The 21,233-nt window shown below is 40.1% G+C and carries 18 protein-coding genes and 2 tRNA genes; 19 read left to right on the forward strand and 1 reads right to left on the reverse strand.

Annotated elements, in window-relative coordinates:
- Positions 1–5 precede the first annotated feature (5 nt).
- The 11 genes from D8Q48_RS08740 to D8Q48_RS08790 all read left to right on the forward strand — a co-directional run bounded on the left by D8Q48_RS08740 (position 6) and on the right by D8Q48_RS08790 (position 11,019).
- Positions 6–305 carry an STAS domain-containing protein gene (locus tag D8Q48_RS08740; RefSeq protein ID WP_022074721.1) on the forward strand — a complete coding sequence of 100 codons (300 nt, stop codon included), beginning with the start codon at positions 6–8 and terminating at the stop codon, positions 303–305.
- Positions 306–344: 39 nt separating this feature from the next.
- Positions 345–1,685, forward strand: a complete 1,341-nt coding sequence (locus D8Q48_RS08745) for a sodium-dependent transporter (protein ID WP_121056276.1) — start codon at positions 345–347, stop codon at positions 1,683–1,685.
- 144 nt (positions 1,686–1,829) lie between these two features.
- Positions 1,830–3,212, forward strand: coding sequence for an MATE family efflux transporter (locus tag D8Q48_RS08750; RefSeq protein WP_330514423.1), 1,383 nt, complete (start codon positions 1,830–1,832; stop codon positions 3,210–3,212).
- An 87-nt stretch (positions 3,213–3,299) separates the two neighbouring features.
- Positions 3,300–3,731: an SseB family protein gene (locus D8Q48_RS08755; protein ID WP_121056278.1), complete on the forward strand. Its 432-nt coding sequence runs from the start codon at positions 3,300–3,302 to the stop codon at positions 3,729–3,731.
- Between the two features lie 16 nt (positions 3,732–3,747).
- Positions 3,748–4,521, forward strand: coding sequence for a YdcF family protein (locus D8Q48_RS08760; RefSeq protein ID WP_243116258.1), 774 nt, complete (start codon positions 3,748–3,750; stop codon positions 4,519–4,521).
- A gap of 178 nt (positions 4,522–4,699) precedes the next feature.
- Positions 4,700–5,119, forward strand: coding sequence for a cytidine deaminase (locus D8Q48_RS08765; RefSeq protein WP_121056300.1), 420 nt, complete (start codon positions 4,700–4,702; stop codon positions 5,117–5,119).
- Between the two features lie 6 nt (positions 5,120–5,125).
- Complete coding sequence (locus D8Q48_RS08770) at positions 5,126–6,418, forward strand: MATE family efflux transporter (protein ID WP_121056282.1); 1,293 nt, start codon at positions 5,126–5,128, stop codon at positions 6,416–6,418.
- Positions 6,415–7,311 carry a LysR family transcriptional regulator gene (locus D8Q48_RS08775; protein WP_117990088.1) on the forward strand — a complete coding sequence of 299 codons (897 nt, stop codon included), beginning with the start codon at positions 6,415–6,417 and terminating at the stop codon, positions 7,309–7,311. The genes D8Q48_RS08770 and D8Q48_RS08775 overlap by 4 nt, the downstream gene beginning before the upstream one ends.
- A 252-nt stretch (positions 7,312–7,563) precedes the next feature.
- Positions 7,564–7,776 (forward strand): FeoA family protein, encoded by a 213-nt coding sequence (locus D8Q48_RS08780; RefSeq protein WP_117990089.1) that lies wholly within the window; start codon positions 7,564–7,566, stop codon positions 7,774–7,776.
- 12 nt (positions 7,777–7,788) lie between these two features.
- Positions 7,789–8,487, forward strand: coding sequence for a GGDEF domain-containing protein (locus D8Q48_RS08785; RefSeq protein ID WP_117990090.1), 699 nt, complete (start codon positions 7,789–7,791; stop codon positions 8,485–8,487).
- Positions 8,488–8,724: 237 nt separating this feature from the next.
- Entirely contained in the window at positions 8,725–11,019 is a 2,295-nt protein-coding gene (locus tag D8Q48_RS08790; RefSeq protein WP_243116259.1) for an NlpC/P60 family protein, read from the forward strand.
- A gap of 135 nt (positions 11,020–11,154) precedes the next feature.
- On the opposite strand, the gene D8Q48_RS08795 is transcribed toward D8Q48_RS08790, so the two are convergent.
- Positions 11,155–12,021 carry an AraC family transcriptional regulator gene (locus tag D8Q48_RS08795; RefSeq protein WP_121056284.1) on the reverse strand — a complete coding sequence of 289 codons (867 nt, stop codon included), beginning with the start codon at positions 12,019–12,021 and terminating at the stop codon, positions 11,155–11,157.
- 301 nt (positions 12,022–12,322) lie between these two features.
- On the opposite strand from D8Q48_RS08795, the gene araA reads away from it, so the two are divergent.
- From araA to D8Q48_RS08835, 8 genes are all read left to right on the forward strand, one after another.
- Positions 12,323–13,822, forward strand: a complete 1,500-nt coding sequence (gene araA / locus D8Q48_RS08800; protein ID WP_121056286.1) for an L-arabinose isomerase — start codon at positions 12,323–12,325, stop codon at positions 13,820–13,822.
- A gap of 121 nt (positions 13,823–13,943) precedes the next feature.
- Positions 13,944–15,926: a selenocysteine-specific translation elongation factor gene (gene selB / locus D8Q48_RS08805; protein WP_121056288.1), complete on the forward strand. Its 1,983-nt coding sequence runs from the start codon at positions 13,944–13,946 to the stop codon at positions 15,924–15,926.
- 34 nt (positions 15,927–15,960) lie between these two features.
- The gene (locus D8Q48_RS08810) at positions 15,961–16,467 is read left to right on the forward strand and encodes a DNA-deoxyinosine glycosylase (RefSeq protein WP_118688219.1); all 507 of its coding nucleotides are present in this window, start codon (positions 15,961–15,963) and stop codon (positions 16,465–16,467) included.
- A gap of 37 nt (positions 16,468–16,504) precedes the next feature.
- Positions 16,505–17,299: a pyrroline-5-carboxylate reductase gene (gene proC / locus D8Q48_RS08815; RefSeq protein WP_121056290.1), complete on the forward strand. Its 795-nt coding sequence runs from the start codon at positions 16,505–16,507 to the stop codon at positions 17,297–17,299.
- 57 nt (positions 17,300–17,356) lie between these two features.
- Positions 17,357–17,427, forward strand: a tRNA-Gly gene (locus D8Q48_RS08820).
- A 17-nt stretch (positions 17,428–17,444) separates the two neighbouring features.
- Positions 17,445–17,515, forward strand: a tRNA-Gly gene (locus D8Q48_RS08825).
- A 232-nt stretch (positions 17,516–17,747) separates the two neighbouring features.
- The gene (locus D8Q48_RS08830; RefSeq protein WP_022074874.1) at positions 17,748–18,329 is read left to right on the forward strand and encodes a xanthine phosphoribosyltransferase; all 582 of its coding nucleotides are present in this window, start codon (positions 17,748–17,750) and stop codon (positions 18,327–18,329) included.
- Positions 18,319–21,123, forward strand: coding sequence for a transporter substrate-binding domain-containing protein (locus D8Q48_RS08835; protein WP_243116260.1), 2,805 nt, complete (start codon positions 18,319–18,321; stop codon positions 21,121–21,123). The genes D8Q48_RS08830 and D8Q48_RS08835 overlap by 11 nt, the downstream gene beginning before the upstream one ends.
- Positions 21,124–21,233 lie beyond the last annotated feature (110 nt).

Genomic DNA, 21,233 nt, shown 5'->3' on the forward strand with positions numbered 1-21,233 from the left:
AATTCATGGAAATTATTAGTAAAACAGATGGGACGAAAACAACAATGGAGATTGTAGGATGGCTGGATACACAGACAGCCCCACAGTTAGAAGAAGAACTTTCAAAGCTTACAGACGAGATCACAAGTCTTGTATTTGATTTCGCAAAGCTTGAATACATTTCATCAGCAGGTCTGCGGCAAGTAATTGCCGCATACAAAAAGATGCAGAATAAGGACGGATTTAAAATTATAAATGTGTCTGACGAAGTCTTTGATGTATTCAGTCTTACAGGATTTGATCAGAAAATTGATATTGAAAAATGAGACATGTGCTTACAAATTGGGTAAGAAAGGATACAGAGGATGAAACATAAAAGTCATGAAAGGGATGGTTTTAAGAGTAAGACAGGATTTGTTTTAGCATGTATCGGTTCAGCAGTCGGTATGGGGAATATATGGAGATTTCCATATATGGTATCTGACTGGAGCGGTATGACATTTTTAATTCCATATATTTTATTTGTAATTTTGATTGGTTCTTCCGGTGTGATCGAAGAGATGGCATTGGGACGTGCAGCCAAAGGCGGACCGATCAAAGCATTTGGAACGTGTACGCAGATGCGGACAGGAAAGCGAAAGCCGGGAGAATTAATCGGTGTTCTGCCGGTTCTTGGGTCGTTTGCACTGGCGATTGGGTATACAGTTGTAGTTGGCTGGATCTTTAAATATGCATTTCTGGCATTGACCGGTAAAGTTGCAGCAATGGGACAGGACATGGACATAATCGGCGGAATGTTCGGAAGCACAGCAAAAGTCTTTGGAAACAATTTGTGGCTGGTGATTGCAGTGATCGTGACAGCCGTTATCATGGCATTTGGAATCGCAGGAGGAATTGAGCGGGCGAATAAAGTCATGATGCCATTTTTGTTTATCATGTTTTTAGGGCTTGGAATTTATATTTTCACATTGCCGGGAGCAGAAGCCGGTTATCGTTATATATTTACAATCGAGCCAAAAGGTCTGTTAGATATTAAGCTATGGATATATGCATTCGGACAGGCATTCTTCTCGCTTTCAATCGCAGGAAACGGAACGGTGATATATGGTTCTTATTTAAGCGAGGAAGAGGATTTGGTGAGTTCTGCAAGAAATGTAGCGATTTTTGACACAATGGCGGCATTGCTCGCAGCATTTGTGATTATTCCGGGGATGGCAGTCGGCGGAGCTGAATTATCTTCAGGCGGTCCGGGACTTATGTTTATCTATTTAATCAACGTATTTAACGGAATGCCGGGCGGTAAGCTTGTAGGAATCATTTTCTATCTTTGTGTATTATTTGCTGGAATGAGTTCGCTGGTTAATCTGTATGAAGCTCCGGTAGCAACATTGCAGGAAAAATTTGGATTAAAAAGATTCTCGGCAGTTGGTGTGATTGCAGTGATCGGATGCGCTGTTGCACTGCTTATTCAGGGAATTGTTTCAGGATGGATGGATGCGGTTTCAATTTATATTTGTCCACTTGGTGCAATGCTGTCAGCAATCATGTTCTTCTGGATCGCAGGAGAAGAGTTTGCTTTGCAGGCAGTAAACAAAGGCAGAGATAAGAAGATTGGAAGATGGTTTGTTCCGGTCGGAAAATATGTGCTGGTTCCATTAGCATTTCTGGCGTTGGTAGCCGGAGCATTGCTTGGTGGAATCGGGTGAGAAAAAGGAGATATTGCAGAGCAAGAGGCGATGCAATATCTCCTTTTACAAATTCATTCAATGTTTCACACATACTTGCTTTAACTGTTTTTTTGTACCATAATATAATACGGAATTTAATTTAAAGAAAAGGGGTAGAGAACTGTGAAGAAAAATAAATACGAGATAGATATGTGTAATGGTTCTATTATGGATAAGCTGATATCATTTTCACTTCCACTTATGCTTTCTGGTATTTTGCAGTTGATGTTTAATGCGGTAGATATTGTTGTTGTCGGACGATTTAGTGGAAGTCAGGCGTTGGCTGCGGTCGGGTCAACGACAGCGTTGATTAATATATTTACCAATTTATTTATTGGAATCTCTCTTGGGGCAAATGTACTGGCAGCAAGATTTTATGCTTCCGGCAAGGAAAAAGAAATGTCGGAAACGGTACATACAGCGATCACACTGGCACTGATCAGTGGAATTATAATGGCAGGAGTAGGGCTGTTATTGGCAAAATTGGCATTGCGGCTGATGGGAACGCCTTCTGATGTAATAGAGTTATCTACTCTTTATATGAGAATTTATTTTTGCGGAATGCCATTTTTTATGTTGTATAACTATGGTGCGGCCATTTTAAGAGCTGTCGGAGACACAAAACGTCCGCTTATATTTTTGATTATTTCAGGTATGGCAAATGCAGGATTAAATATGATCCTTGTAATTATTTTTCACATGGGTGTTGCCGGAGTTGGAATCGCAACAGTCATTTCACAGTTAATATCCTGTATTTTAGTACTTCGGTGTCTGTATAAATCTGAAGGCTGCTATCAATTAAGATTTTCCAAATTAAGAATTCAGAAAGTATACTTAAGACAGATTTTTCAAGTTGGAATTCCGGCCGGAATCCAGAGTACAGTTATCAACTTTTCAAATGCATTGTTACAGTCATCCGTCAATTCCTTCGGTTCGACAGCGATGGCCGGTTATACAGCAGCAAATAATATTCTGGGATTTTTATATGCCTCCGTTAATGCTGTGACACAGGCATGTATGAGCTTTACAAGCCAGAACTATGGTGTTGGAAAATATAAACGTATGGATCGGGTGCTGATAAATTGCTTGATTTTATCAGTTGTTATATCAGGAATCCTTGGTTGTGGTTCTTATGCATTTGGAACAGAAGTATTGAAGGTTTATACGGAAGATCCGAAAGTAATCCAGTGTGGTCTGGAAATTTTATCAATGACAACAGTTACTTACTTTTTATGTGGAATTATGGATTTGTTTCCGGGAGCACTGCGAGGAATGGGGCGTTCCGGTGTGCCGATGATCTTATCTATTATCGGTACAGTCGGAACGAGAATTGTGTGGATATTTATGCTGTTCCCACAACATAGATCACTGGAATTTTTATTTATTTCTTATCCGGCATCCTGGTTATTTACAATTGTAATGCAAGTAATATGCTTTTATTTTGTACGAAAACAGGTGCATGCAAAAGGACGGGAGAGAATGATGCGGGAAGCACAGGAAAAATGATATAAAATACAAAATGATAGAGAATACGATTAGCTTTTTGTTAAGCACAATAAATAGAAAGAAAAATAGAAAGAGAAAGGAAGTAATATGACAAAGCAGGATAATTCAAAGGTAGATGAGGGATTACAGGGAAATGAGAAAATTGAGGAAGCAATTTTAGGATTGCAAAAAGAAAGTACGCAGGAAATGCTGGCACATACATTGACCGTAATCCGCAGACGAATGAAAGAAAAAGGACAGGTGATTCTGGCGGTAGAGCCACCGAAGGGGCTGGAACAAATTCAAATCCAGGCGGTTCAGACATCGGACGGACAGAGCTGGTGGACGGCATTTACAAGTTTTGAAGAAGAATTAAAAGGTGGAGACAGTGTGAAGTCTACATTTTTAACAGATATAGATAAATTATTTGAAACAGTGCTTCAAGTAGAGAAAATCCAAGGTATTATTTTAAATCCATGGAATCGGACGATTATGCTGGATAAAAATCTGATCCGGGTGATACTTGGGGCAAAAGCTTAAAATAAAGGGAAAAAACATGATGAAAAGTATAATAGCAGGAATATTAGGAGTACTTGGAATACTGTGCTTTCTGTATGGAATTATGATACAGGCAACTCGGTCAGGAACAAAATTTTTTCTTGTCTGGTTTGGGATGGCGTTCGTTTTTCTTATGATGGGAATCGGAATTTACTGTGGAATATGGGACAAGATTCCAATGGTTGCACGTGGGATTATATTGCTTATTTTTGCACTGGGAATGACATCATTTATTATTGTAGAAGGATGTATTATCAGTAGCTTAGCGACAGAAGAAAAAGAAAACCTGGATTATATTATTGTACTTGGTGCACAGGTAAAAGAAAGTGGTCCAAGCATTGTGCTCAAATATCGTTTGGACAAGGCTTTGGAATATATGAATGAAAATCCGAAGACGATTTGTATTGTATCCGGCGGACAAGGATATAACGAGCCATATTCAGAAGCGGAAGGAATGGCAAAGTATCTGATCGAGCAGGGCATGTCATCAGATAGGATTATCAAGGAAGATAAGTCAAAGACTACAGAGCAAAACATTGCCAACAGCATGAAATATATTAAAAAGAAGGCGACAATCGGACTTGTGACGAACAATTTTCATGTATATCGGGCATTGCAGATTGCAAAAAATCAAAGAATAGAAAATATATATGGAATAGCGGCAGATTCGTCAGCATTTTACATGCCAAACAATATGTTTCGGGAATATCTGGCAGAGATGAAATATCAGGTCAGAAAAGTATTACACTTGAATCATCGGGGAGCCATTTAGGGACGAGAGCCATTTAGGGACGGGGAGCCATTTGGGGACGGAGTTTTCCGGCTTTTTTGCTAACAAAAAAGCCGGAAAACTCCGTCCCCAAATGGCTCCCCAAGCAAGAAAAGACTATGCAATCCAGCGAATTAGAGATATACTTTGTATAGCATTATTTTATCTGGAGAAAAAACAAATGGAAAAACAAGTTATTGAGAAGTTAATCGATACTGCAATCAAGCAACTAAAATTTTCTTATGCGCCGTATTCCAATTTTAAAGTTGGGGCAGCATTGCTGGCAAAAAATGGAACGGTGTATACTGGATGCAACATTGAAAACGCAGCATTCACACCAACGAACTGTGCGGAACGTACCGCATTTTTCAAGGCAGTCAGTGAGGGGATACACGAATTTGAAGCAGTTTGTATTGTTGGTGGAAAGGAAGGAATTCTGACAGAATATGCAGCTCCCTGCGGAGTATGCAGACAAGTTATGATGGAATTCTGTAATCCGGATACATTTCAGGTGATACTTGCATTAGACAAAGAACATTATGATGTTTATACCTTGCGTGAGTTGATGCCACAAGGATTTGGTCCGGGAAATCTGGCGTAGAAGACAATGTTAAAAAGATTTTTTAAATACGAATTACAAAGTGTTGCCGGAATGGTGGGAATCTCGATTTACATTTTGGCAGATACATTTTTTATTGCATTATATGGTGGCGCGGACGGGCTGGCAGTGCTGAATCTGATATTGCCGGTATACGGTGTTATTTATGCAATCGGAGCAATGATAGGAATCGGTTCTGCAACGAGATATGGATTGAGTCGTGCGAAAGGTGAGCAGTCGGATCATTATTTCCTGCAATCCATTTTCTGGTGTCTGTTGTTTAGTGTGCCGTTTATCATTGCCGGAATCATGAAGCCGGACATGGTATTGAAACTGCTTGGCGCGGACACTGGGTTGACGGAGCTTGGAAGAAATTATTTGAGAATTGTACTGATTGCAACGCCGTGTTTTATGTGTAACTATACATTTACCGGATTTGCAAGAAATGATGAGGCTCCGATGATAGCTATGATAGCATCAATCACAGGAAGTTTGTGTAATATTGTGCTGGATTATATTTTTATGTTTCCTTTGAAAATGGGACTGGCAGGGGCAGCACTGGCAACAGGGATGTCTCCTGTTATTACAATGTCTGTTTGCTGTATACATTATATAAGTAAGAGTAATCATATTGGATTTAAGTGGAAGAAAACATCGATAAAAAAGATGGTTTCATGCTGTAAATTAGGTGTGTCTGCATTTGTCGGAGAAATTTCTTCTGCGGTGATTACGATCATTTTCAATATGTTATTATTAGATATCGCGGGAAATACTGGTGTGGCGGCATATGGTGTTGTGGCAAATACATCGATTGTAGGAATGTCAATATTTAATGGACTTGCACAGGGCGTGCAGCCACTCATGAGTGAGAGCTATGGAAAGAGAAACCGGGAACAGGTGAAGAAGCTGCTTCAATGGGGAATTTGTACCTGTTTGGCGGCAGAGATTATTATTGTAGCGTTTATCTGGGCAAAGACAGACTTAGTTATTGATATTTTTAATAGCGAACAGAATATGCAGCTTTTGAATTATGCACATACCGGATTACGTTTGTATTTTCTGGGATTCTTAGTTGCAGGTATTAACATTTTGCTGGTTGCTTATTTCGCGGCAACAGATTATGTCAGACCGGCTATAGTCGGCTCAATTTTGAGAGGGGCTGTAGCGATTGTAATCTGTGCGGTCGTATTTGCAAAACTGTTCGGTATCAATGGTGTGTGGATGTCGTTTTTAGGTTCTGAGACAATTACATTGCTGGTGCTTTTATTGATGTCAGGAAAGAAAAGAGGAAGAGGAGTATGACTTTACAACAATTAACATATCTTGTGACAGTCGCTGAATGTGGAAATATCACAGAAGCAGCAGAACAATTATTTATTTCACAGCCGAGTTTAAGCAATGCTATTCATAATCTGGAAAAGGAAATGGGTGTGACAGCATTTGTACGCTCCAATAAGGGTGTGGTTGTGACACGCGAGGGAGAAGAATTATTATCCTATGCCCGCATGCTTTTGGAACAGGCAGACATTATGAAAGAACATTTTGGAAATGAAGAAAAAAGAGTGCCCAAATTTTCTGTATCCTGCCAGCACTATTCATTTGCGGTAAATGCATTTGTAGATGTGATCAATCAGTATAATGTTGAAAAATACAGCTTTATCTTGCGGGAGACTCAGACGGGTGAGATTATAGACGATGTTGCACAAGGAAAAAGCGAACTGGGGATTCTGTATTTATCAGAACATAATGAAGATGTGCTTTCAAAACTTTTAAAGAAAAATGAGTTGATTTTTGAAGAGTTATTCATCGCCAATCCGCATGTTTTCATAAGTAAAGAGCATCCGTTGGCAAAAAAGGAGCGCTTAACAACAGAAGATTTGAAGCCTTATCCATATCTTGTCTTTGAACAAGGTGAGCGTAATTCATTTTATTTTTCGGAAGAGTTTTTAAGTGTTTTAGATTTTCCGAAGAATATTCAAGTGCGAGACAGGGCAACACTGTTTAATCTTGCTATCGGATTGAATGGATTTACGGTAAGTTCCGGTGTGCTTGATCAAAAATTAAATGGAGAAAATATCATTGCCAGACCGCTTGAGATGAATTGCAAGATGCGAATTGGGATGGTGAGACGAAAAAATATGTTATTGAGTCGTTATGCGAAGGCATATATCGAGGCGATTAAGACCAACAAGTGAGTCAAATGGGGACGGAGTTTTCCTGCTTTTTTCGTAGAAAAAGCAGGAAAACTCCGTCCCCATTGGTCTAACCCAATGGTCTCATTTAGTCTTGACATGTAAGATTTGCATGGTATAATTTTTTGTGAAGTTAGTAAATGCTAACACAAATGAGCTGCAAAAATCAAAAGTGAGTTACGAAAATCCACGGCAAGATATATAAGCTGTAGTGAGAAATATAAGTTCACAGTGAGTTATGGAAGGTAAGTGAAAATGCCATTAAATCTTGTAGATAAAAATAAAACATATACAATTCAGAGAATTGCAGGAAAGGAAGAAATGATACACAGACTGGAGGATCTAGGATTCGTGCCGGGAAGTCAGGTATGTGTATTATCAGAGATAAATGGGAATTTTCTGGTTATGGTAAAAGGGGCGAAAATCGGCTTGGGTCGGGAATATGTAAAGCGCATTATTGTGGCTTAAGTGGAAAAAGAGATGAATAAGAGAAAGTATTCTAAAATTTTATTGCTGGTCATGAGTATCATGATATGTGTGCTGATTGGAATTCAGTTTTACCTGACTTTATATATGCGTAGGCAGCAGGAACTGCTTCCAGAGATTTTGACATGGTTTTGTCTTTTTCTGGAGATTGGGTTGTTGGCTGTTTTATTGGCGAGCTCAAATGTCAATCAAGCAGTAGGCAATTTGGCATTCACGGATGTTACGGGAATTAAAAATAAACTGGCTTATCAGGAACATATCAACCGAATCAATGAAAGACCTGATACATTTTCAATTGGAATGGTGATGTTTGACCTGAACAATTTGAAAAAGGTGAATGATGAACTGGGACATGAGATGGGAGACCATTATATCGAGGCTTTTTCGGCTATTTTATCAGATGTACAGAATGACAGGATTAGTGCTTACAGAGTAGGCGGGGATGAGTTCGCTATGATTCTGGAGCAGACCAACGCGGTGGAGATTTATCATGTTCTGTCAGGATTGGAAAAAGCAGTGGATGAGTACAATAAGAAACATTGTATTCAGATTTCTTATGCAAGGGGATATGAGATTAGTACAAGGGAACATTATTATTTAATGGAAGAACTGGTAAGGTGTGCGGATGAACATATGTGTGCACACAAACAGAAAAGTAAGAAAAATAGATTAGACAGGAAGCAATTAGGTTAAAAAATGTGACCAGCCGATTAGTATAGGTGAATTTGAACAACGGTATATATGTGATAAATGTTATTGGTCACAGGTATGGTAAACAGTAACAAGTTAATAAAATTTTAAGACAAGGATACTCAGGAGAAAATTGAAAATCGAAAGAAAAAGGAGTATAATTATTATGCTATAGTTTCTTCATAATATAAGAAAGAAACCATAAGGACGAAGCAAGAAACTGTAGGAAAGGAGTCAAATTTGAAGTTTAGAAATATAAAAGTAGCAAAAATCATAGGAACTAAAACACTTGCAGGACTTTTGTCAGTAGGTTTGGCTATGAGTGCCCCAGTAGCTGCATTTGCAGAGGATGGCAATGTAGCAGTAACACAGACAGCAGCGGGAATGCAGGCAAAAGCGGTGGATGGATCTGAGAATCTTGTTAATGTATCGGACAGTGTTCTTCAGATGGTTCAGAATGGAGAAGTTTATCTGGATGAGGCAAGCCAGTATTTGCTTGATGCAGCAACAGGACAGAAGGTTAATCCAGAGACTGGTGAGCGTGTAGCAGAGACGACAGCGACTCCGGAAAATCCGGCAACACCGGAGAATCCAGGAACACCAGAGAACCCAGGAACACCAGAGAATCCAGGAACACCGGAGAACCCAAGTACACCGGAAAATCCAGGAACACCGGAGAACCCAAGTACACCGGAAAATCCAGGAACATCGGAGAATCCAGGAACACCAGAGAATCCAGCAAAACCAGAGAATCCGGATAGTGCGAATAAGACGGAAGATTCCAAGGATGACCAAACAGCAGAGACAGATAAGAAAGAAGAACAGCCGGCAGCAGCTCCGACTGAAACAAAGGAAGCAGAGAACCCGGGTACAGAGACAACTCCTGTGGGAAGCAATCAAGCTTTGATTGCCAGTCAGAAGATTGTGAAGCTGCCACAGGTAGTGGAAGATTTCCGTTTCTGGACAGTTGCAAGAAAGTATGCGTTTGCAAAGACAGATTTGTATGTTCGAGAGGCTATTCCAAGTTCAGAAAAAGATATCAAAGCAAGTGAAGTATCAAAGGAAGAGAAAGCAGCAGATTTAAAAAATGTAGCGAAGCGTTCAAAGATATTAAGCAAAACAGCAGAAAAAAAAGCAACAGCAAAGACAGAAAAGACATTTGACAAACAGGTTGCACAGCAGCAGTTGACAGAAGGTGTCCGAGCTGTAGGACAGATTACACAGGATGGTCTGTTGTATGTTCTCAAAGAGGAAGAGAATGGATGGCTGTATGTAGAGTCTGGTAATGTGCGTGGTTTTGTCAGAGCATCGGAAGTATATACAGGAGATGCAGCACAGAAATTGTTATCTGTTTATCAGAAACAAGCGAAGAAAAAAGCAGAGGCACAGAAGACAGAATATAAAGGAATTGAGGGAACTGCAAAGACAGCGACTGCTTTAGTTGACCCTTCCGAAAATCAGGCATTTACATATTTGAGAGCTACAGTGAATCAGACAGTAGTAAAGAAAGAATATGCATTGGTAAATGTAGACAAGCTAAATATCCGCGAGGAGAAGAGTGAGGATTCCCTGCTCGTTGGAACGCTGACACAAGGAAACCTCTGCTATATTCTTGCAGACCAGGATTCGGAGTGGACATATATCGAATCTGGTGATGTGCGAGGATTTGTAAAGCGTGAATATCTGAGCACAGGTGATGAAGTTACAAAACAGGTAAATGAAACCGGGGAAGAGAAATTTACAACAGCAAAAGAGGAGCTGAAACCGGAAGAAAATGATGCATTATATTATACGCTCACATCGACAAAAGCAGGGACTCCGAGTGGAGAAATCAGACAGTCCATGTTGGAATTTGCTTCACAGTTTGTCGGTAATCCATACGTATGGGGAGGCACAAGCCTGACAGATGGAGCGGACTGCTCAGGATTTGTACAGCAGATTTATAAACAGTATGGTTATGATCTTCCACGAGTAGCAGCAGACCAGGCACAGTATGGTACAAAGATTGCAGTAGAAGATGCACAGCCGGGCGACTTGATTTTCTATGCGAAAGACGGAGACATTCACCATGTTGTAATGTATGCGGGAAATGGAAAGACAATTGAAGCTGCAAATGAAAATGACGGTATCATTTATGGAAATGTAGATACAACAGAGGCAGTGTGGGCAACACGAATCTTAAATGATCAGTATTCGGTAGCAGGTGCCGGAATCGGCGAAGTCAATGCAACAGAGGATATGTATGGACAGTGTCTTGGTAATTTCAAGATCACATATTATTGTGCATGTGAGATTTGTTGTGACGTAGAGACAGGAATTACAGCCACAGGAACTCCGGTTGTAGAAGGTCAGACAATTGCAGTAGATCCAAATGTAATTCCGTATGGAACAAAAGTTATCATCGGTGGACATGTATTCACAGCAGAAGACTGCGGTGGAGCCATCAAAGAAAACCGTATTGATGTTTATGTGAATAACCATGCAGATGCATTGGCACTTGGAGTGACAAATGCAGATGTATATCTTGTGAAATAGACCAATGGAACGGGGACGGGGATTAGACCATTCGGGGACGGAGTTTTGGGGGGTTTTTTTTTTAAAAAAAAAACCCCCCAAAACTCCGTCCCCAATGGTCACAATCCCCGTCCCCATTGGCCTCCCCTGGTCTCATCACAGCAATTCTGAATTCTGTAATGTCGGATTGAATGCATCGGAGATAGTGCGGATTGGCCGTACATCTAACACATAATCCGACGGCATTTGTCTGGGCGACATACCTGTGATATCTTTAAACACACGATTGAAGTGCCGGATGGTATCGAAACCGCACTTGGCAGCAATTTCAGTAATTGCTAGATGTTCGGTATTATTTTTCAATAACTCTATGGCATGTTCCAGCCGGACGGCGTTGAGATATTGTGAAAATGTCATCCCGGATACTTTGCGGAAGAATTTTGAAAAATATGGTTCTGATAATTTCATAAAATCTGCGGCATCTGAAAATGTGATGTAATCATATTTGGCTTCAATCTCGGAAAGAAGATTTTTATAATTGTCAATGGAAGAATGTTTCTCAGGCTGGATCTGGGCAGCAAGTTCTTCAAAACGGAATATTTCAATCATAAGATCTGTGATCAAAGAGCGAAGTTTCAACTCGTAAAATATATTCTGTGACTTTAATTCTATCTGCATTTTTTCGAAATATTCTTTAATTGGATAGGAGTGTTCTAACTTTGCTCCTGCAAGACGGTGTTCTTTTAAAATTCCACTTAAGATGGAGGAGTCAAAAAGTATGATTGCGACAATACTGTCGGGAGCACTTTTGATGTAGTGGATATCTCCGCCTTGAAGAAAAATTGCATCTCCTGTGGCGAGGGGATATTTTTCATGATTATCAGAGACAATAATCTCACCGGATTCTACATAAATCAGTTCACTTTCAAGATGCCAGTGCGGCAGATTCTGCAGGTTGCGATAGCGGCCCACCCAGACACGCTCTTTTCCGTTATAGTTTCGTTTTTCAAAATTAGCAAGCATGGAAATCATCCTTTCTATACAAATTTATTTCCGCTGAGAAAAAATTCACTTCTATAAATGGCAGGCTAATTACAAATTTTTTCCACGTGCGTTCAATTTGAATTTCAAAGAAAAGCATTTTCTTATATTTTACAAAATAGAGTAATAAATGTCCATAATTAGATAAGATTTTTCTTTCTATTTCGCATCTGAAAAGCTATACTAAAATTAGAGTTAAAGAAGCAGACTAATGAATTGCAAGAAAAGTGTTAGTTTGCAAAAAATGAGCGAAAAATAAGATTTGAAAAGGAGAGAACAAATTATGTTAGGATGTAAAGATTACAAATTTTGGTTTTGCACAGGCTCACAGGATTTATATGGAGATGAATGTCTGGCACATGTAGCAGAGCATTCACAGATTATCGTAAATGCGTTAAATGAATCAGGATTACTTCCATATGAAGTTGTATGGAAACCAACACTGATTACAAATGAAGTGATCAGAAAGACATTTAATGAAGCAAATACAGATGAAAACTGTGCAGGTGTTATCGTATGGTGTCATACATTTTCACCGGCAAAATCATGGATTCTTGGATTGAAAGAGCTGAGAAAACCATTGCTTCATTTTCATACACAGTTTAATCGCGAGATTCCATACGATACAATCGATATGGATTTCATGAATGAAAATCAGGCAGCACACGGAGACCGTGAGTTCGGACACATTTTCACACGTCTGAACAAGAGCCGCAAGGTTGTAATGGGATATTGGCAGGATAAGGATACACAGGAAAGAATCGGTTCTTGGATGCGTACAGCAGTCGGTGTGATTGAAAGTAGCCATGTCCGTGTTATGCGTATTGCCGACAATATGAGAAATGTTGCCGTAACAGAGGGCGATAAAGTAGAAGCACAGATTAAGTTCGGATGGGAAGTTGATGCTTATCCGGTAAATGAGATCGCAGCTGTTGTACAGGATGTAAAACCAGGTGATGTAGAAGCACTTGTAGAAGAATATTACAGCAAATATCAGATTCTTCTGGAAGGAAGAGATGAAGCAGAATTCCGTAAACATGTAGCAGTTCAGGCACAGATTGAGCTTGGATTTGAAAAATTCTTAGAAGAACAGAACTATCAGGCAATCGTAACACATTTCGGTGATCTTGGTTCATTACAACAGCTGCCGGGACTTGCTATCCAGAGATTGATGGAAAAAGGATACGGATTCGGTGGAGAAGGCGACTGGAAAACAGCAGCTATGGTCCGTGTTATGAAGATTATGACACAGGGAATGAAAGATGCAAAAGGAACTTCATTTATGGAAGATTACACATACAATCTCGTTCCTGGAAAAGAAGGAATCCTTCAGGCACATATGCTTGAGGTTTGCCCGACAATCGCAGATGGTCCGATCAGCATCAAGTGTCAGCCATTGTCTATGGGAAATCGTGAAGATCCAACTCGTCTTGTATTTACAGCAAAAGAAGGACCGGCAATCGCAACATCACTGATTGATCTTGGAGACAGATTCCGTCTGATCATCAACAACGTAGATTGTAAGAAGACAGAGAAACCAATGCCAAAACTTCCGGTAGCAACAGCGTTCTGGACACCACAGCCAAATCTCCGCACAGGAGCAGAAGCATGGATTCTTGCAGGCGGTGCTCATCATACAGCATTTACATACGACTTAACAGCAGAACAGATGGGTGACTGGGCAGCAGAAATGGGAATCGAAGCTGTATACATTGATAAAGATACAAACATCCGCCAGTTCAAAAATGAATTGATGTGGAATGAGGCAGTATTTAGCAAATAAATAAAATGAGCTGACCAATGGGGACGGGGTTTAGTGGCTTTTTTCGCAAAGCGAAAAAGCCACTAAACCCCGTCCCCATTGGTCTCTTGCTATGCTATAATGAACAAGAAGGAGGGAAGAAATGGAGCATATTATCATTGGTACAGCCGGGCATATAGATCATGGCAAGACTGCGTTGATTCGTGCACTGACCAGAAGAGATACGGATACGAATAAGGAAGAAAAGGAGCGTGGCATCACGATCGATCTCGGATTTACATGGTTTGGTCTGCCAAATGGTGACCGCGCCGGAATCGTAGACGTACCCGGACATGAAAAATTCCTTCCGAATATGTTATCGGGAGTTTATGGTATGGATCTAGTCTTGCTGGTCATTGCTTTGGATGAAGGAATCAAACCACAGACGATTGAGCATATGGAAATCTTGTCACAGCTACATATAGAAAATGGCATCCTTGTTTTTACAAAATCGGATTTGGTGGATGAGGAATGGAAAGAGCTGATGATTGAAGAAATCAGGGAAGAAATCAAAATGCTGGGAGATGACAGATTCGCAGCGTGGCCGGAAGTGTGTGTATCCTCCAAGACAGGAGAAGGCATTGAAAACCTGAAGACAATAATTGTCGAAAATGTATTGCATACCCATCATTTACGAGATACATCAGGAGCATTTCGTATGCCGATTGACAGAATATTGTCCCTGTCCGGACGAGGAACGGTGATTGCCGGAACCATTTTGGAAGGCGAGGTGCAACCGGACGATAAAATCATGCTATATCCGAAGAAAACAGAAGCACGTATCAGAAGCATACAGGTTCACGGGCAAAATGTAGAGAAAGCAACGGTAGGACAACGCGCAGCCCTTCTGTTACCGGGAATCAAAAAAGAAGAACTCAAACGAGGAAATGTAGCTGCAGCCATTCATTCTCTGAATCCGTCAGAAAGGCTGGATGTGAAAATTACAATGTCAGCTCATACCGGAAGAATACTAAAACATCAGAGCAGATTACATTTGCACATCGGGGCAGGACAAGTTCTGTGCCGTGTCATTTTATTTGGGAAAAATGAATTGACTCCGGGGGAAAGCGGATACGCTCAACTTGTACTGGAAGAAAAAATCGCAGTGAAAAAACGAGATTTATTTGTACTTCGATTCTATTCTCCTCTAGAGACGATTGGCGGAGGAATCGTTCTTGATGCGGCAGCAAAAAAACATAAAAGAACAAATCCGGCGGTAGTTGAAGAATTAAAACAAAAAGAAGAAAACAAAGAAAGCAATATTTTGCTCAAATGGCTACGAAGCCAGAAGAAAAACCCGGTTACAATAGAGCAAATAAAGCCGTTGCTTGAAATAAATGAAGAAGAAATAAGCAATATGCTGTATAGATATATGAAAAAGCAACAAATCGTGTCATTTATTTATAAGAAATGCACATACTATTGGTCGCAAGAATCTGAAAATAATATGTGGGAGCAAATGAAAGAATGGCTTCAAAAATACCATCAGAGACATCCATACAGATATGGAGCCACAAAAAAAGAGCTGCAGAAAGAATTATTTTCAGGATGGGAGAACAAAACGTTCGAAGCTTATTTATCTTATTTAGAATCCTTCGGGCAATCCCAGACAGACCTTACATCAGAATCAGACAAACAAACAGATTCAAGGATTAAAAGAAACGAAGACATCATTTGTCTGTGCAATTTTGAAATCCAACACGATAAAAAATTTCAACAAATCGAAGCTCATATATTAAAAACTCTGGAGGAAGCAGGATATCAATTACTTCTATATAAAGAACTATGCCCGCCGAAAGTCGATGAAGAATGTTTCGAAGACATTTTCAAAGTATTAAAAAAAGAAGGAAAGCTGATTGAAATAGCAGATTCTTATTACGTTACAGAAGGAAAGCTGCAAGTCGTAATCGAAAAGGTGGAACAACATTTCAGAGAACACAAAATACTAACCTATTCAGAAATGCGTGATAACTTGGAAATATCAAGAAAAACCGCTAAAATATGGATAGAATATTTAGATAAAATCAAGATTACAATGCGTTGTGGAAATGAGACAGAACGCGTAGCATTTGGCTTAAAAGAATAAAACCATTAATATAAGGAAGTGAAGTGCAAAGAAAATGAAGAAAGAGCAGACATATACACATGTATCACACGATTTCGAACCGGTTTTTGATGAAAACTCAAAAGTACTGATATTAGGAACATTTCCGTCGGTCAAATCGAGAGAAAATCGGTTCTATTACGGGCATCCGCAGAACCGTTTCTGGAAAGTAATCGCAGGACTGACAGAAAGCGAAGTGCCACAGACCATTGAAGAAAAGAAAAAATTATTGCTGGAGCACGGCATCGCGATATGGGATGTCATTGAGAGCTGTGATATTATTGGTTCAAGTGACAGCAGTATAAAAAATGTTGTTCCGGCTGACATTGAAAGAGTGGTCGCAAATTCTAAAATCCAAAACATTTATGCAAATGGCGGGACGGCAAAGAAACTGTATGAAAAATACAGCCAGAAAAAAACAGGACGGGAGATTATTGGTCTGCCTTCTACAAGTCCTGCGAATGCAGCGTATTCACTGGAAAGGTTATTAGAATGTTGGCAGGAAGTGAAAAAGGGATTATAATAGTGAAAAATAAATCACAAGACAAGGAGGCAGCATCATGAAATTAGGATTTATTGGAACAGGGAATATGGCAGGAGCCATTATAGGTGGCGTGATTAAGAGCGGGTTATTTAAACCGGAAGAGATTATAGGAGCGGATCTGTTGGAAGCAGGGCGTGAAAAAGTTAAAACATTGTATGGTATTCATGTGACAGCAGACAACAAAGAGGCTGTAGAGAAGGCAGAGACAATCATCTTGTCCGTAAAACCTCAATTTTATGAGTCTGTGATCGCAGAAATTAAAGATGTTGTAAAACCGGAGCAGATTGTCATTACGATCGCACCGGGAAAAACTCTTGAATGGCTGGCAAAACAGTTTGGCAAGGATGTAAAGCTTGTCCGTACAATGCCAAATACACCGGCTATGGTAGGCGAAGGAATGACAGCTGCCTGCCGAAACGAATTTGTCACAGATGAAGAGCTCGAAGGCGCAAAAAAGATTTTATCCGCATTTGGTAAAGTAGAAGTGGTCAGTGAACATTTGATGGATGTAGTTGTGTCCGTAAGCGGAAGCTCACCGGCATATGTATTTATGTTTATCGAAGCGATGGCTGACGCAGCAGTTGCAGACGGTATGCCGAGAGCACAGGCATATCAATTTGCGGCACAGGCGGTGCTTGGAAGTGCAAAGATGGTGCTTGAGACAGGAAAACATCCGGGAGAATTAAAAGACATGGTATGCTCACCGGGAGGAACAACAATCGAGGCTGTACGCGTACTGGAAGAAAAAGGATTACGCTCTGCTGTGATTGAAGCAATGAAGGCTTGTACAGATATTGCAAAAAAAATGTAAAAAGTGCTTGCATTATTAAAAAACATATGATAAGATACTATTCGTGTCAGAGATGACGCGGGTGTAGTTCAATGGTAGAACACCAGCCTTCCAAGCTGGATACGTGGGTTCGATTCCCATCACCCGCTTCAACTTCATATGATACGCGGGTGTAGTTCAATGGTAGAACACCAGCCTTCCAAGCTGGATACGTGGGTTCGATTCCCATCACCCGCTTTTTTGTTACAATTTTATAAATGAGTATCCGGAACCTCTAAGAGGTTCATTTTTTTTGCTTTAAAAATCCGAAAAGTAATATAAATAAGTTGTACATTAAGTTTGAATTTCCACTTTTTTAAAAGGGAAAGTTGTGCTATACTTGAGAACAAGAATTTATGACTAAGAGCGGGGGAATATGTCGAAACTCAGAGTCATGCAAAAAGAATAACGATATGAGAGGAAACACAAGATGAATTTTTTAGAAGAAAGAATTTTAAAAGATGGAATTGTAAAAGAAGGGAATGTACTCAAAGTTGACAGCTTTTTGAATCATCAGATGGACATCGAACTGTTCGATCAAATGGGGGCAGAATTTAAGAAACGTTTTGAGGGAAAACCAATCAATAAAATTCTTACGATCGAGGCATCAGGAATCGGTATCGCCTGTGTTGTAGCACAGCATTTCCATGTGCCGGTTGTATTTGCGAAGAAATCAAAAAGCATCAATTTAGAAGGCGAGATGTATGTAGCACAGGTAGAATCATTTACACACAAATGTCAGAATAATGTGATCGTAGCACAGAAGTTCTTAAATCCGGAAGACCATGTTCTGATCATTGATGATTTCCTGGCTAACGGATGTGCATTGCAGGGATTGATCCAGATTGTACAGTCTGCGGGAGCAACAGTAGAAGGAATCGGAATTGCAATTGAAAAAGGTTTCCAGTCAGGCGGAAGAATCATCCGTAATCTTGGATTCCAGCTGGAGTCTTTGGCAATTGTAGAAAGCATGGATGCAGAGACAGGAAACGTTGTATTCCGTGAACAATAATACTCATAGAGTTGTCACAGCTTTAAGAAGAACAGTCTGTTTTATAGTCTGTTTGATATTATTTGCTGCGCTATTTCCGATTCCTGCAAAAGCAGCAGAACAATCAGAAAAAGAAGCAATCCGGGTAGGATGGTATGAGTGTGCTTATCAGATTACAAGAGCGAATGGGGAACGAAGCGGATATGCTTATGAATATGAACAGACTGTTTCGACGTATACAGGTTGGAATTACGAGTATGTAACCGGTGATTGGACAGAATTGATGGATATGTTGCAGAGAGGTGACATAGATATAATGGCAAATGTGTCCTACACAGATGAACGTGCGGAAACGATTCTTTTCTCAGATCGTCCTATGGGAGAGGAAAAGTATTATTTATATGTCGATATTACAAATGCAGATATCTCTCTGACAAATTTGTCGAACTTGAATGGGAAACGCATTGCTATGATAGAAAACAGCGTGCAGACGGAGCAGTTTTGCGAGTGGGAAAAAGAGCACAATATAACGACAGAGCATGTATTGGTTGATACTATTGAAGAGACAAAAGAGTTGTTTGACAATGATGAAATCGATGGAATTATATCTACAGAAAATTCCATCTGGATCGAACGAGGATTATCGCCAGTTGTTATAACAGGCAGTTCAGACATTTATTTCGGAATCAGTAAGGCGCGTCCCGATTTAAAAGAAGCACTGGATGCTGCCATGCGTTCCATGGAATATGACAAACCATTTTACAATGACGAGCTTTACAAACAATATATTGCAACAGAAACAGTTGTATTTCTTACGGAAAAAGAAAAAGAGTGGCTGAAAGAACATGGAGAGATTCGACTTGGATTTTTGAAGGATGATACCGGATTTAGTACATACGACAGAGACAATGGCGAATTGCTAGGGGTGATCAATGATTACGTTCAGGATGCAAGCAATTGTTTTGGTGGAGATAAGATAAAATTTCGTTTGATAGGATTTGACCTGGAAGAAAATCAGATAGAGGCATTGCAGGAAGGCAAGATAGATATGATTTTTCATGCAGGGCAGAATCCGTATATGGCCGAGCAAAACGGAATATCGCTGTCTGACACCGTATTATCAACACCATTGGCGGTACTTACTAAGCAGAGCCATTTTGATGAAAATGCAGAAAATCGTGTCGCAATTTCCAAAGAAGATCTTCAGTATAAATGGTATATTTCTTATAACTATCCGGATTGGAAGATTGTAGAATGTAATTCTGCAGAGGATGCTGAAAGTAAAGTGAGAAATGGAGAAGCAGACTGTTTTCCAATCAGAACAGGAGTGTTGATGGAGTATGTAGATGACAAGAATATTCATGGAGTATTTTTGACAAGAGCTATGAACTCATCATTTGCAGTAAGCAAAGGAAATATAACGCTGTTATCTATTTTGAATAAGACATTAAAAACAATGGAGACTTCGAAGCTGAGCAGTGCAGAATCAGCATATGAAGATTCTTTGCGGAAGGTTACAGCAAAAGAATTTATAAAGGATAATTTCCTGATATTCAGCCTTGTTATTTTAACAGTATTTATAGTAGTGCTGGTGATTATTCTGGGACTGTTGAGAAAAGCGAGGATCGCAGAAGAAAAAGCGAAGAATGCACAGCAGCAGGCAGAGCAGGCAAACAGTGCGAAATCAACATTTCTATATAATATGTCACACGATATTCGTACCCCGATGAATGCACTGCTTGGATATAATCATTTGATGAAGAAACAGCTGACGGATCCTAAATTACTGGATTATCAGCAAAAGATTGAGCGGGCCGGAAAACTGCTTTTGGACATTATCAATAATGTACTCGACCTTGCGAGAATAGAGAGCGGGAAGATGTACTTAAATGAGTCCTATGCCCAGGTTGACCAACTGCTCGAAGAAGTAGTAAGCGTGTTTGAGCCACAGACAAAGGAGAAGAAGATCACTCTCAAAGCTGAGGTTTGTGTTCAACATCCACACGTTATGTGTGATATTACAAAAATAAAACAGATTTTTGTGAATCTTATCAGCAATGCAGTCAAATATACACCATCCGGCGGGAGTGTCGAGATTAAACTTCAGGAAATTCCGTGTGAGAGGGAAGGTTTTGTAGCATTTCGGACAGAGATCCGTGATAACGGTATCGGAATGAGTAAAGACTTTCTTCCAACTTTGTTTGATTCCTTTTCACGAGAACGCAATACGACTACAAGCAAAGTAACCGGAACCGGTCTTGGAATGGAAATTGTCAAAAATTTTGTCGATTTAATGGGCGGTACGATTGAAGTGCAGAGTGAATTGGCGAAAGGAACAACCTTCATCGTTCATCTTATCCACAAAAAAGCAGATGAGCAATATTACCGACAAACAGATGAAGGATTAGAACCCGACGAAATGGAAAATATATCACAGGGCAAACATATTCTGATGGCAGAAGATAATGAGCTAAATGCTGAAATTGCAAGTACGATTCTTAAAGAAATGGGATTGCAGATTGACTGGGTCGATGACGGGAGCAAGTGCGTCAGCAAGCTGGAACAGATGCCGGCAGGAACCTATGACCTGATCCTAATGGATATTCAGATGCCTAATATGGATGGATATAAAGCAACCGAGATCATCCGGAAGATGTCAGATAAAGAAAAGGCAGAGATTCCAATCATAGCCATGACAGCGAATGCCTTTGAAGAAGATAGAAGAAAAGCGATTGTTATCGGTATGAATGAGCATATCACAAAGCCGATAGATGCAGAAAAAATGAAAAAAACAATAACCGAAGTGTTGAAGTGAACCGGTGGGGGTGCCAGTAAGACCAGTTGGGGACGGAGTTTTGCGGGGGGGGGGGGGGGGGGGGGGGGCAGCGCGCAAGCCCGCCCGCCCCCCCCCCCGCCCGCCCCCCC

Origin of the sequence: Ruminococcus sp. B05 (genome assembly GCF_003628495.1) — a bacterium.
Taxonomy (GTDB): domain Bacteria; phylum Bacillota; class Clostridia; order Lachnospirales; family Lachnospiraceae; genus Schaedlerella; species Schaedlerella hominis.